Raw genomic sequence first — 14,000 nt, forward strand, 5'->3', positions numbered from 1 at the left:
TTATAGAATTCCTAAAAATACATATTTCAAACAAGGAAAACATAATGTAAACCGGACTTTTTAAACAACCTCTATAAAAAAAGCCTAGATGGGGTTAGTATAACCATCTAGACTCTATTCTTACTTCTCTTCTTTCAAGCTCAATTTTAAGCTTAGCTCTTCAAGCTGAGCTTCTGCAACTGGGCTTGGCGCTTCTGTTAATAAGCAGCTTGCGCTTGCTGTTTTCGGGAATGCAATTGTATCACGAAGGTTCGTACGACCTGCAAGTAACATAACAAGACGGTCTAAACCTAATGCGATTCCGCCGTGTGGTGGTGTACCGTATTCGAATGCTTCTAATAAGAATCCGAATTGTTCTTGTGCTTCTTCTTGTGAGAATCCAAGTGCTTTGAACATTTTTTCTTGTACGTCACGCTCGTAAATACGAAGTGATCCACCACCAAGCTCATAACCGTTTAATACAAGGTCATATGCTTGTGCACGTGCTTTTTCTGGTGCTGTTTCTAATAACTCAACGTCTTCACGGAATGGCATTGTGAATGGGTGGTGAGCTGCGAAGTAACGATCTGCATCTTCATCGTACTCAAGAAGTGGCCAATCAGTTACCCATAGGAAGTTAAATTTACTTTCGTCAATTAACTCAAGTTCTTTACCTAGACGTAAACGAAGTGCACCTAAGCTATCTGCAACAACACTTTTCTTATCTGCTACGAATAGTAATAAATCACCAGCATCCGCTTCTAATGTACTCATTAACACGTTTGCCTCTTCTTCACCGAAGAATTTCGCAATCGGTCCTTTTAAGCCGTCTTCTTCAACTTTAAGCCAAGCTAGACCTTTTGCACCGTATACTTTGGCGAATTCAGTTAATGCATCGATGTCTTTACGAGAGTATTTGCTCGCTGCACCTTTTGCGTTAATCGCTTTTACTTGTCCGCCGTTTTCTACAGCACTTGTAAATACTTTAAATCCACAACCTACTGCAAATTCAGATAGGTCTTTTAGTTCCATTTCAAAGCGTGTATCCGGCTTATCAGAACCAAAGCGAGCCATTGCATCAGCATATTTCATACGAGGGAATGGTGCACTAACTTCTACACCTTTTGCATCCTTCATGACTTTCGTCATCATACGCTCCATCATTTCTAAAATTTCATCTTGTGTTAAGAATGATGCCTCGATATCAATTTGCGTGAATTCCGGTTGACGGTCCGCGCGTAAATCTTCGTCACGGAAACAACGTGCTACTTGATAGTAACGCTCAAATCCACCGACCATAAGAAGCTGTTTAAATAGCTGCGGAGATTGAGGTAATGCATAAAATTCACCATCATGCACACGGCTTGGTACTAAATAGTCGCGAGCTCCTTCTGGCGTGCTCTTCGTTAAAATTGGTGTTTCAACTTCTAAGAACTCTTCTGTATCTAAGAAGTTACGAATTGTTTTCGTTACGTCATGACGCATTTTGAATGTGTTGAACATTGCAGGACGACGTAAGTCTAAGTAACGATATTTTAAACGCACATCTTCTGATGCATCTGTATCATCAGCAATAATGATTGGCGTTGTTTTCGCTGCGTTTAATACATTTACTTTCGATGCTTGTACTTCAATACGACCAGTTGCCATATTATCATTAATTGCGCCTTCACCACGTTCAACAACTGTACCTTCTACGTGCAATACGTATTCGCTACGAATCGTTTCTGCTACTTCTAACGCTTCTTTTGATGTTTCTGGATTAAATACAACTTGTACGATACCTGTACGGTCACGTAAGTCGATAAAGATTAATCCACCTAAATCACGGCGTTTTTGTACCCAACCTTTTAATTGAACTGTTTGTCCAACCGCTTCTACTGTTACTTTTCCGCATGCATGTGTTCTTTCAGCCACTTTAAGTTCCCCCTATATTAATTTCTCTGCTACATATGAAGCAAATACATCTAACGCTACTTCTTCTTGTCCGCCTGTTGCCATATCTTTTAAGTTAATGATGCCTTTATCTAGCTCATCTTCCCCTAATACAGCTACGTATTTCGCATTTAAACGATCTGCAGATTTAAATTGTGCTTTCATTTTGCGATCTAAATAATCTTTTTCAACTGATAATCCAGCTTTACGAAGATCGAACGCAACTTTTGCAGCACGGTCTTTCGCTTTTTCACCAAGTGCTACAACGTAACAATCAATACTATGTTCAATTGGTAACTCAATATTTTCAGCCTTCAGCGCCATAATTAAACGCTCAATACTCATCGCAAAACCGATACCTGGCATTTCCGGTCCACCGATTTCTTGTACAAGTCCGTTATAACGGCCACCGCCACTTAATGTTGTGATAGCACCGAAACCTTCTGCCTCACTCATAATTTCAAAAACAGTGTGTTGGTAGTAGTCTAAACCACGTACTAAATTCGGATCTTTCTCAAATGGAACATCCATCATCGTTAGTAGTTCTTGTACTTTGTCGTAGTATACTGCTGAATCTTCGTTTAAGTATTCTGTAATAGATGGTGCCGTGCTCATTAATTCATGATTACGGTCCTTCTTACAGTCTAAAATACGAAGAGGGTTTTTTTCTAAGCGAGATTGGCAGTCAGAACAGAACTCACCGATACGTGGCTCAAAGTGAGCAATTAACGCATCACGGTGCGCTTGACGACTCGCTGCATCACCTAAGCTATTTAATACAACTTTAATATTTTTCAAGCCCATACCGCGGTAAAACTCTACAGCAAGTGCAATTACTTCTGCATCAATTGCTGGATCGTTACTACCAATTGCTTCAATACCGAATTGTACGAATTGACGATAGCGACCTGCTTGTGGTCTTTCATAACGGAACATTTGGCCGATATAGTATAATTTTGTTGGTTGTGTTGCATCACCGAACATTTTGTTTTCAACGTAAGAACGTACAACAGGTGCAGTACCTTCTGGACGTAATGTTAAACTACGCTCTCCACGGTCTTGGAATGAATACATTTCTTTTTGTACGATATCTGTCGTATCACCAACACCACGTAAAAATAGCTCTGTGTGCTCAAAAATTGGTGTACGAATTTCTTTATAATTGTAACGACGGCAAATGTCGCGCGCTTGCCCTTCGATATACTGCCATAACTCAACACTACCTGGAAGAATATCTTGCGTTCCGCGTGGGATTTGAATAGACATATTCAGTTCCTCCTCAAATTGTTTTAATCTTAATAAAAATAAAAAAACTCCCGCCTCTACTGTTTGAACAGTAGGGACGAGAGTATTATACCCGTGGTGCCACCCTAATTGAAGCACGTATGCTTCCACTTTTTTAATAACGCTTAAATTTGCGTTCATCTCTACTAAGCATATATGCCGTTCAAGTTGAAACCTCTAGAGTGTCATTCAATCAGTCATCATGCAGAAATGTTTTCAGCCTAAGACATTTCTTCTCTTTCCATGTGTGTCTCATTTACTCTTCTCTATCAACGGTTATATTCATATGTAAATATAAAATTACTATACGTTTGTTGAGTAGGATTGTCAAGTACTCTAAGAGCGCTCAATCTGCTTCTTTAGACGCTTTACATCTTGAAGAGAAATCCCAAACTCAGAAGCGAGCTCCATTGAAGTATTGTTTTGCTCTTTTGAAATAAAATCATGAAAATTTACGTTAAACAGTTGATTTGCACCATTTGTAACAGAATGCCCTTTTTCATTCATACGCATACGTATATCCCTCACATTCAATATAGATGTTTTACTTTTTATTGTTCCATATTGATGAAAGAGTTATACATAACCGAAACAGCTATTGATTCCAAATAAAGTGAAACTTTAATGAATAGGGGTTTTGTCCATCGCCACTCATTATTAGCCCTCACTAATCAGGCTTTTACGAGCAGTGGATCTCCCACAAATAGCGGGATAAATGAACAAAACATACAACAATGTATGAAAAAAGAGAGGACCTATAATCCTCTCTTCCCCGGCAACACTATTTACTTTCTACAATTAAGGTCACCGGACCATCATTGATTAAAGAAACGTCCATCATTGCTCCGAACTGTCCTGTCTCCACATGCAGTCCTTGTTTACGAACTTCTTCATTAAAGAAATCATATAAATGTTCTGCATAATCAGGTTTCGCAGCATCCATAAAGTTTGGACGTCTTCCTTTACGGCAATCTCCGTATAATGTAAATTGCGAAATAGATAGAACTTGTCCCTTCATATCAAGTACAGAGTGGTTCATCTTTCCGCTCTCATCTTCAAAAATACGTAGGTTTGCAATTTTTTCTGCGATATAAGTTGCATCTTTTTCTGTATCTTCATGCGTAATGCCAACTAGTAATGTTAAACCGAATGGAATTTGTCCTACAATCTCGCCATCTACTGTGACAGACGCTTCCTTTGATCGTTGTAAAACAACTCTCATCTTTTCTACACTCCCTATTAATGCATCATGCGTCGTACGGCATAAATTTCTGGAACGCGTTTAATGCGCTCTACTACTTTTTTCAAGTGTTGTAAGTTTCGAATAGAAATCGACATGTTAATCGTTGCCATCTTATTACGATCACTTCTACCAGAAACAGCTGAGATATACGTCTTCGTTTCTGTAACAGCTTGTAATACTTCATTCAATAAACCACGACGATCATAGCCTGAAATTTCAATATCAACATTGTACTCAATTTCTTTTTCAGGACTACCTTCCCAATCTACTTCTAATAAACGCTCCACCGCTTCTTCTGTATGCACATTGACGCAATCGCAACGGTGAATTGATACGCCTCGACCTTTCGTAATATACCCAACGATATCATCGCCTGGAACTGGGTTACAGCATTTTGATAAACGAATTAACAAATTATCTGCACCACTTACCTTTACACCAGAATCCCATTTTCGAATTTTCATCGGTTTACGAACTTCTTTAACTTCAACGATGTCTTCTTCTTCACGTTGTTTACGGAACTTGTCCGTTAGTCGCGTAACAATTTGCGCTGCTGTAATTCCGTTATATCCAACTGCTGCAAACATATCTTCTTCATTTGCAAAGTTAAACTTCTCAGCGACACGTTTTAAATTATCAAGCGCTAATACTTCTTTCATCTCATACTCTAAGCCACGCACTTCTTTTTCAACAAGTTCACGGCCTTTTTCAATATTTTCATCTCTACGTTGTTTCTTAAAGAATTGACGTATTTTATTTTTCGCATGAGATGTTTGAGCAAGCTTTACCCAATCTTGACTTGGACCATACGAATGTTTCGATGTTAAAATTTCAATGATGTCACCAGTTTTCAACTTATAATCAAGCGTCACCATTTTCCCATTTACTTTTGCACCAATTGTCTTGTTTCCAATTTCCGAATGGACACGATACGAAAAATCAATTGGAACAGAGCCAAGTGGTAATTCCATTACATCGCCTTTTGGTGTAAAGACGAATACCATGTCAGAGAATAAATCAATTTTTAATGACTCCATAAATTCTTCTGCATTAGAAGCTTCATTTTGCCATTCTAATATTTGACGGAACCAAGTTAGTTTCTTCTCTAATGTACCCGTTGTTTCTGCTGCTTTACCTTCTTTATACGCCCAATGTGCCGCGATTCCGAATTCTGCAATCTCATGCATTTCTTTCGTACGAATTTGCACTTCTAGCGGATCACCTTTTGGTCCAATTACAGTCGTATGAAGAGATTGATATAAATTTGCTTTCGGCATTGCAATATAATCTTTAAAACGACCTGGCATTGGTTTCCAGCACGTATGAATAATTCCAAGCACCGCATAGCAATCTTTAATACTATTCACAACGACACGTACAGCTAGTAAATCGTAAATTTCATTGAATTGTTTATTTTGCAATGCCATTTTACGATAAATACTGTAAATATGTTTTGGTCTTCCAGAAATCTCAGGTTGAATTGAAACCTCTTTTAATTTCTCGCGAATGCCAGTCATTACTTCATCTAAATATTCTTCACGCTCTGCACGTTTACGCTTCATTAAATTCACAATACGATAATATTGCTGCGGGTTTAAATAGCGAAGTGACGTATCCTCTAACTCCCATTTAATAGTACTAATTCCGAGTCTATGTGCTAAAGGTGCAAAGATTTCTAACGTTTCATTTGCAATGCGACGCTGCTTCTCTTGAGGCAAATGTTTCAATGTACGCATGTTATGAAGACGATCAGCTAGTTTAATTAAAATAACTCGAATATCTTGAGCCATTGCAATAAACATTTTGCGATGGTTTTCTGCTTGTTGCTGCTCATGGGATTTGTATTTAATCTTTCCAAGCTTTGTAACACCATCGACAAGCATAGCGATTTCTTTATTAAATTCCCGTTCAATGTCTTCTAATGTAATTTCTGTATCTTCCACTACATCATGTAAGAAACCTGCCGATACTGTAGCCGGATCCATGTGTAAATCAACTAAAATACCTGCAACTTGAATTGGGTGAATAATATATGGTTCACCCGATTTTCTATATTGTTCGCTATGTGCATCACGCGCATATTCATAGGCACGTGCCACTAGCTCAATATCTTCATCCGCTAAATATTGACTTGCTTTCTCGAGTACCTGTTCAGCTGTTAGTACTTGCTCATTTGCCATCGAATCACCTTTTATTGAAAATTGACTTTATCTTTATTGAATAGAATAAATTATATTCTATCATTATAACCCAATGATTGTGAATTGTGAAAAGGAAAAGATTTTACTGACATTTCACCATGTTTTTTTGTGCAATTATACAAAAGTACCCGCTCCTCTCCAAGAGATTCACGGGTACTTTTTTATCACCGTAGTTTCACCTATATAATGATTAGTATTTTTCTAATACTAATACATCGTAACCATCTAACATTTTACGACCATCTAAGTAAGTAAGCTCTACTAAAAATGCAATTCCTGCTACAACTCCACCAAGTTCTTCAACTAGTTTAATTGTCGCTTCGATTGTTCCACCTGTAGCTAATAAGTCATCTGTAATTAATACACGTTGGCCGGGCTTAATTGCATCTTTATGGATTGTTAAAACATCCGTTCCATATTCTTTACCGTAGTCAACTGTAATTACTTCACGTGGTAATTTTCCTAATTTACGAACTGGTGCGAAACCTACTTCTAATGCATAAGAAACTGGGCAACCAATAATAAAACCACGCGCTTCTGGTCCTACTACAACATCAATGTCTCTTTTATTTGCATACTCAACGATTGCATCTGTTGCTGCTTTATATGCTTTTCCGTCGTTCATTAAAGGTGTAATGTCTTTAAACACAATACCTTCTTTCGGATAATCTGGTACAATTGCGATATGTTGCTTGAAATCCATATTTCTGAATCCTCCTCAGATATAAAAGGTTTGTAAATACAAATCCTTTACCCTAACTGTTCTACTTATTTATGATCACGAATCGTTTCAAACCATGTATATAGTTGCTGATATGTGCTATAAACCAATTCTTTCTCTAATTGTAAGTGGTTCATTTTCTCACGATATGTGTTCGATTCAATTAAATCACGCTTTTGTTTTTTGTCTGCCATAAAAATGACACCGTCTTTTATTGTAACAAATTCTAACTCAAAAAACACCTGTGTCATGAAATTTACTGTATCTTTTGACCAACCTTTATGACGACACAGTTGTTCCCCATATTGCCTTAAAGAAAATGGTGTTTTTTGGCTTAAGAAAGAATAGTACCATTTAAAATGTTCCCTCGTTGGGACCGTACTAAATAAATGATTATTCTCTTGATAAAATAGCGTGTAAATTCGAGCTGGGAATCCAGCCTTAAATACATCACCTAATTCATCTGTTCCTTTCGGCAAATCAAGTAGCACAATGTATTGATCATCAAAATGAGCTACCTCTGATGCATGCACGAGCTGTTCTTTATAGCCTTCTAAAGAAAATTTATTCAATACCTCTTCAGAAAAATACACCAATGTTATTTTTTCTTTCGGAAGTTCTGCTAAATTTGCTTCTACATTACGCATACTACGCCAGTCAAATAATTGCCATGCCTCTACAGCAATATCTTGCACCATTAATTGCGGCTTTTTAAAGTTATTCCATTCATTAATGGACACTTCTCCTACTACAGAAACCTTCGCAACTGGAGAGATTTCTTTCGCATAAGTACCAAATCCAAATCCAATCGTGTCCAGTGTTGCTTGTCCATCACGAAGAGCCATTTTTAAATGCGAACCATCAGATCCAATTGCACGGATACTTTCTAATTCGGCATCTTTCACCGCAATACGCGGTTTCGGATTTCCTACGCCAAATGGCGCTAACTTTTGCATATCCTCAATCGCGGCAAGCGTTACATCCTCTACTTTACAAAATGCATCCACTGCTGTAATCGGAATAAAATCTTCTGCTGTTAAAATTACATCTGCTTGCTCATTTAACCTGCGTCTTAATTCATCCACATCATTCATATTAAGCGTCATTCCCGCTGCCATCGGATGACCTCCGAAATGCGGTAACAATTCACGGCAATCTGAAAGGTTTGCAAACAAATCAAATCCTGCAATACTACGAGCCGATCCCTTTGCTGTTTCTTTATGAGGATCAATGCTTAATACAATCGTTGGACGATAAAAACGTTCAACTAACTTAGAAGCGACAATTCCAATTACCCCTGGATTCCAACCTTCTTTTGCAAGGACTAATACTTTATTTTCTTCTGGCGGGAAATTATTTTCGACTTCAGCGATAGCTTCTTCAGTAATTTGCTTTACAATATCTTTTCGAAGTTTGTTCAGCTCATCAATTTCTTCAGCTAGCTCTTTCGCTTCCTCTGGATCTTCTGATAATAAAAGGTGTACAGCAGGTGTTGCATCTTCCAAACGACCAACTGCATTAATACGAGGTGCGAGTGCGAACCCGATGCTTTCTTCTGTAATTTCGCTTTGCGAAACGTTAGCAACTTTAAATAACGCCTTTAAACCGATATTCCGAGTCATTCGCATATGCTTCAGTCCACGCTGTACTAACAATCTATTTTCACCATGAAGCGATACTAAATCGGCTACCGTACCGATTACTGCAATTTCCAACAAATGCTCTGGCACACGGCCCAAAAGTGCATGTGCAACTTTAAATGCAACACCAACACCCGCTAAATAATGAAACGGATAAACACCGCCTTCTAATTTCGGGTGAATAATCGCAAGTGCCTCTGGTAATTCTGGTGGTGGCTCATGATGATCTGTAATAATAAGATCTATTCCAAGTTCCTTCGCTACCTTCGCTTCATGTACCGCTGCGATACCAGTATCGACAGTAATAATTAGTGAGAACCCTGCACTGTGCGCCCAACGAAACGCTTCTTCATTTGGCCCATAGCCTTCAGTAAAACGATTTGGAATATAAAACTCTACTTCTGCACCTAATTCTTTGAGAGCAAGATATAACACAGTCGTACTACTTACTCCGTCCGCATCGTAATCGCCAAATATTAATATTTGTTCTCCATTTTCAATAGCTTTTTTCACACGTTCTACAGTCCGATCCATTCCTTCAAGTAAAAATGGATCATGAAATTCTTGATCTGCTGTATTTAAAAAGTCTACAATCTTATCTTCTGTATTTAAGCCTCTGCCAAGAAATAATGAAGTCACAAGAGGTGATAGTTGCAATTTATTTGCTAATTCACTCACTAGTTCCTCATTATATTCTTTTTCTTTCCAACGCGTCTTCGGTTGTAACACGAAATCACCCCTTAACCTATCCATTATACAAGACAGATTAAGGGGTGACAATATAATGCAAACTACGATTCGATATCTATATAATTAAATATCTGTTATGTTTAATTTGGAGAATACGGATTAATATGTACAAAAACGTTTTGTACGTTATCTTGTTTCATAAGTTTTTCTTTTACATGTTTTCCGATGCGGTGCCCTTCTTCTACAGTGATATATGGATCTACAGATACTTTAATATCGACAATAACATAGTGGCCATGTTCTCTTGCATATAAAGAGCCGATTTTTTTCACACCTTCCACTTGAAAAACTGCCTCCCTAAGCGGAACAACATCTTCTTCATGCAGAACATGATCGAGCGTTGCATGAATAGCTTCTGCTCCAATACTCCATGCCATCTTAGCAACGAGAATTGAAACAAATAATCCCGCAATTGGATCGGCATATACAAGCCAATCTATACCTAACTTACCGCCGATAATAGCTGCACAAATGCCGATTAAAGCTGCAATTGAAGAAAACACATCCGAACGATGTTCATATGCATTTGCAATAATTGCAGCACTATTTATCCTCTTCCCTAATCGATATTTATACTGAAACATCCCTTCTTTCACTACAATCGAAAGAATAACTGCAAAAATCGTAATTCCTTTTGGTGGTTCCAAATCTTGTGAAAAAGCTTTTATAGACGAAATCGCTATCTCTATTCCAACAATAAATAATAATACCGCAACAATAATCGCTGAAATCGATTCCGCTTTACCATGACCATACGGATGATCTTCATCAGGCGGTTGCTTTGCCGCTCGTAATCCAAAAAGTACAGCTAACGAGCCAATTACATCTGATCCAGAATGCACTGCATCCGCTAAAAGTGCCTTACTGTTTCCAATATAACCAATTACCGCTTTTACAATCGCTAATATAATATTACCAACGATTCCGACAATAGCACCAAACTCGGCCTGTTTAAAACGTTCATCTTTTTCCATAATTGAAATCCCTTCTTTTCTTAACCTATCTTTTTATCCCGCTATTTGCGGGCAGTAAGTCCCCCACCTCAAAATCCGGCAAATACAAGGAAGTTAGGTGGGAGATCAACTGCCCGTAAAAGCCCGATTGGTGAGGGCTAATAATAAGTAGGGATGAACAAAACCCCCACTTATTAAAGTTTCACTTTATTTTAACAAAATCAGCGATAACATCACCACTTTATTCCATTTCATTCTTTCAAAAGTTGCTATCTTATTGTATCCACAAACGAAAAAAGAGATGCCTCATAATGAGACATCATCTTTTTTATACTTGCGGTTCAGGTTCTTCTTTCTCAACCTTCTTCTTGTTTTTGCCCTTTTTCAAACGACGGTTTTCAAGCATTAACCAAATTTGAGAAGCAACGAAAATAGAAGAGTACGTACCTACAACTAATCCAATTAATAATGCAAGTGAGAAGTTACGCAGTGATTCACTACCGAAAATAAGTAGTGTGATTACTGGGAATAACACTGTTAACACTGTATTAATTGAACGACCAATTGTTTGACGAATACTTGAGTTTACGATTTCTTCTAAATCTTTTATGTCGCGAACTCGTTTTTTCTGTTTGTATAACTCACGGTTTCTATCAAACGTAACAATCGAGTCATTGATAGAGTAACCAATAATCGTTAATACCGCAGCGATAAACGTTAAGTCTACCTCTATCTGGAAAAGACTAAATACAACAATCATAACGAATGCATCATGTAATAATGCGATTACTGCAGATACTGCGTACGTAAGACGGAAACGAATACTTACGTATAAAACGATTACTGCAGAAGCAATTAGTACTGCGATAAATGCATTTCGTGCAATCTCTTTACCGATTGTCGGCGAAACTGTACTTACATTCGGATCTGTACCGTATTTATCGTGGAAGAATGTTTTTGTTTTCGCAATTTCATCTTTCGATAGAACACCTACTGTACGAACTGCGAAACCTTTATTGTCATCTCCGGTCGGTACAATATCTTCTTCCTTCACATCGATGTTCAATTCTTTCAAATCTTTATGAACATTAGAAACAGTAGTTGCTTGTTTTGATTGCAAGTCGATACGTGTACCACTTGCAAAGTCAATACCAAGATTCATTTTGAAAATCGGTAATATAATTGCCCCAGCAATTACAACTACAATTGAGAATAAGAAAAATTTATGACCGATATTTACGAAGTTAATACGATCAAATCTCGTCGGTGGATGTACTACACCTTTTGTTAATGGAATAATATCCTTTTCCTTAACACCAAAGTAAGATAGTTTCTTATCAAAGTAACGGCTCTTTACAAGTAAACCTAGTAAGAAACGAGTACCGAATACGTTCGTAATGAAACCAACTAAAATACTTACGATTAAACTTGTTGCGAATCCTTTTACAGAGCTATTACCGTAAGCGAATAATACACCAGCTGCTGCAATTGTTGTAATGTTCGCATCTAAAATTGTCGCTAATGAACGATGGTTACCAGCACGGAATGCTGACATCATCGACTTACCAATTTTAAGCTCTTCCTTCAATCTCTCGTACGTAATGATATTCGCATCAACTGCGATACCAACCCCGAGCACTAATGCCGCAATACCCGGTAACGTAAGAACTGCATGCATCCAGTTAAAGACAAGTAATGTAACGAAAATGTATAAACCTAACATAATAACCGCTACAAGTCCTGGTAAACGGTAGAATACAAGCATGAATAAGAAGATAATAGCAATACCGATCGCACTAGCGAAAATCGTTTGCTCTAATGCTTGTTGACCAAATTTCGCTCCAACAGATGTTGAATACATTTCTTTTAAATCAACAGGAAGTGCACCTGCATTTAATAAAGATGAAAGTTCTTTCGCGCTTTCAACTGTAAAGTTTCCACCTACGATAGATACTTCAGCTTGGTTAAATACTTGGCTTACTGTTGCTGCTGATAAAAACTTCGGATTCGGTTTTGCAGATTCTGCTTTATATGAATCTTTTCCTTCTTCAAAATCAAGCCAAATTACCATTAAATTCGTTGGTGGTGGCATTTTTGAAATCTTTTCAGTTACTTCACGGAATTTTTCAGCGCTTTTTAGTGTAAGACCTACGCTCGCACGGCCTTGCTCATCAAATGTTTGCTTCGCTCCGCCGCCTTTTAAATCCGTTCCGTCCATAAGAAGGTTATCATCCACATCACGGAATGTTAGTTTCGCTTGTGTTGATAACATTTCACGTGCTTTTTGCTGATCTTGTACACCAGCAAGCTGTACACGAATTCGATCTTCCCCTTCGATTTGAATGTTCGGCTCACTTACACCAAGAACATTGACACGATTTTCAAGAGCACCTACTGTACTTACAAGTGCATCACGATCGATTTTATCACCTTTTTTGGCTGGTTTTACTTCATACAGAATTTCAAAACCACCGCGAAGGTCTAGTCCTAGACTAATTCCTTTTGCTATGTCTTTTCCTGCCGCACCAATTACTCCACCAATTAATAAAACGATGAGGAAAAAGGCGGCAATTCTTGTACCACGCTTTGCCATATGTACCCTCTTTCTGCTACTAACACTTTCAATAAATCTCTTACGATTCATTTTCGCACGTGTGCATACGCCTAGTTAGTAGACTTACTTTCTATAAAATACATGTATTTCCGCTAGTTCATCACTAGCTGTGTCGGTAAGCTTTTCACAATACCTACACTATTCATTATTTATTTTTCCTCTTCACTACCTCCTTTATATATAATCTTAGACATAATTAATTCCTCTTTATCAATACCTATCATTATACTGCAAAAGGAAGAACAAACCAATTACAGTCGGTTATTTATTTTCATATTCATCAAACGACCAAAGTGGTGCTTGATATGCTTCAACAGTTAAATAATTCATATATTCATTAGTACTTACTCTTAATACATCATTTACTAATTCATATAACCTAACATCACTATCTATCTTTTTCCACTTTTTCGCCTTGAGAAACTTCCAAATATCATTATCTGTCACTCGGTCGTAACCGAACATTTGAAACTCTTCTACTTTACTTTCTAAAACGACTTGTAACTGTCCGCGGTATGATTCTACCAAAGCCTCTTTATCCAACATATATAACATCTCCTTCTTATTTCAGCACGAAAAGTCGCTTTTAATCCCGCTCTAATGGACAGTAATAACTTCTTTCAAGAGTACCATTCATACTTCACTCTCTTAAATGCTTGTCATTCTTGTCTCATACGTGC

Annotated in this window: 10 protein-coding genes and 1 other annotated feature; all 10 genes read right to left on the reverse strand. The window is 37.7% G+C overall.

Annotated features, from left to right (window positions below; all coding sequences use genetic code 11):
• Positions 1-120: 120 nt before the first annotated feature.
• The 10 genes from aspS to NSQ69_RS21785 all read right to left on the reverse strand — a co-directional run bounded on the left by aspS (position 121) and on the right by NSQ69_RS21785 (position 13,866).
• Positions 121-1,896: an aspartate--tRNA ligase gene (gene aspS / locus NSQ69_RS21740; protein WP_002015297.1), complete on the reverse strand. Its 1,776-nt coding sequence runs from the start codon at positions 1,894-1,896 to the stop codon at positions 121-123.
• Positions 1,897-1,908: 12 nt separating this feature from the next.
• A complete protein-coding gene (gene hisS, locus NSQ69_RS21745; RefSeq protein WP_012261743.1) occupies positions 1,909-3,180 on the reverse strand; it encodes a histidine--tRNA ligase in 1,272 nt (423 codons plus the stop codon).
• A 69-nt stretch (positions 3,181-3,249) separates the two neighbouring features.
• Positions 3,250-3,480 (reverse strand) — a binding site (T-box leader).
• Between the two features lie 54 nt (positions 3,481-3,534).
• Positions 3,535-3,711: a hypothetical protein gene (locus NSQ69_RS21750; RefSeq protein WP_001242605.1), complete on the reverse strand. Its 177-nt coding sequence runs from the start codon at positions 3,709-3,711 to the stop codon at positions 3,535-3,537.
• 268 nt (positions 3,712-3,979) lie between these two features.
• On the reverse strand, positions 3,980-4,420 hold the full coding sequence (locus tag NSQ69_RS21755) for a D-tyrosyl-tRNA(Tyr) deacylase (RefSeq protein WP_002015302.1): 441 nt from the start codon (positions 4,418-4,420) through the stop codon (positions 3,980-3,982).
• Positions 4,421-4,437: 17 nt separating this feature from the next.
• Positions 4,438-6,621: a GTP diphosphokinase gene (relA, locus tag NSQ69_RS21760; RefSeq protein ID WP_002167636.1), complete on the reverse strand. Its 2,184-nt coding sequence runs from the start codon at positions 6,619-6,621 to the stop codon at positions 4,438-4,440.
• A 211-nt stretch (positions 6,622-6,832) separates the two neighbouring features.
• Complete coding sequence (locus NSQ69_RS21765; RefSeq protein WP_002015305.1) at positions 6,833-7,345, reverse strand: adenine phosphoribosyltransferase; 513 nt, start codon at positions 7,343-7,345, stop codon at positions 6,833-6,835.
• Between the two features lie 65 nt (positions 7,346-7,410).
• Entirely contained in the window at positions 7,411-9,732 is a 2,322-nt protein-coding gene (gene recJ, locus NSQ69_RS21770) for a single-stranded-DNA-specific exonuclease RecJ (RefSeq protein ID WP_050000290.1), read from the reverse strand.
• 101 nt (positions 9,733-9,833) lie between these two features.
• Entirely contained in the window at positions 9,834-10,727 is an 894-nt protein-coding gene (locus NSQ69_RS21775; protein WP_002034095.1) for a cation diffusion facilitator family transporter, read from the reverse strand.
• A 307-nt stretch (positions 10,728-11,034) separates the two neighbouring features.
• Positions 11,035-13,299 carry a protein translocase subunit SecDF gene (gene secDF / locus NSQ69_RS21780; protein ID WP_003191552.1) on the reverse strand — a complete coding sequence of 755 codons (2,265 nt, stop codon included), beginning with the start codon at positions 13,297-13,299 and terminating at the stop codon, positions 11,035-11,037.
• Between the two features lie 282 nt (positions 13,300-13,581).
• Positions 13,582-13,866 carry a post-transcriptional regulator gene (locus tag NSQ69_RS21785; RefSeq protein WP_002112000.1) on the reverse strand — a complete coding sequence of 95 codons (285 nt, stop codon included), beginning with the start codon at positions 13,864-13,866 and terminating at the stop codon, positions 13,582-13,584.
• Positions 13,867-14,000 lie beyond the last annotated feature (134 nt).

The sequence above is a fragment of the Bacillus sp. FSL R10-2201 genome, assembly GCF_038008665.1.
GTDB classification, from domain to species: domain Bacteria; phylum Bacillota; class Bacilli; order Bacillales; family Bacillaceae_G; genus Bacillus_A; species Bacillus_A mycoides.

Bases quoted from the DNA above. Each gene is read 5' to 3' on its own strand.
- hisS (WP_012261743.1), bottom strand. From the start codon at position 3,180: ATGTCTATTCAAATCCCACGCGGAACGCAAGATATTCTTCCAGGTAGT.
- NSQ69_RS21750 (WP_001242605.1), bottom strand. From the start codon at position 3,711: ATGCGTATGAATGAAAAAGGGCATTCTGTTACAAATGGTGCAAATCAA.
- NSQ69_RS21755 (WP_002015302.1), bottom strand. From the start codon at position 4,420: ATGAGAGTTGTTTTACAACGATCAAAGGAAGCGTCTGTCACAGTAGAT.
- relA (WP_002167636.1), bottom strand. From the start codon at position 6,621: ATGGCAAATGAGCAAGTACTAACAGCTGAACAGGTACTCGAGAAAGCA.
- NSQ69_RS21765 (WP_002015305.1), bottom strand. From the start codon at position 7,345: ATGGATTTCAAGCAACATATCGCAATTGTACCAGATTATCCGAAAGAA.
- NSQ69_RS21775 (WP_002034095.1), bottom strand. From the start codon at position 10,727: ATGGAAAAAGATGAACGTTTTAAACAGGCCGAGTTTGGTGCTATTGTC.
- secDF (WP_003191552.1), bottom strand. From the start codon at position 13,299: ATGGCAAAGCGTGGTACAAGAATTGCCGCCTTTTTCCTCATCGTTTTA.
- NSQ69_RS21785 (WP_002112000.1), bottom strand. From the start codon at position 13,866: ATGTTGGATAAAGAGGCTTTGGTAGAATCATACCGCGGACAGTTACAA.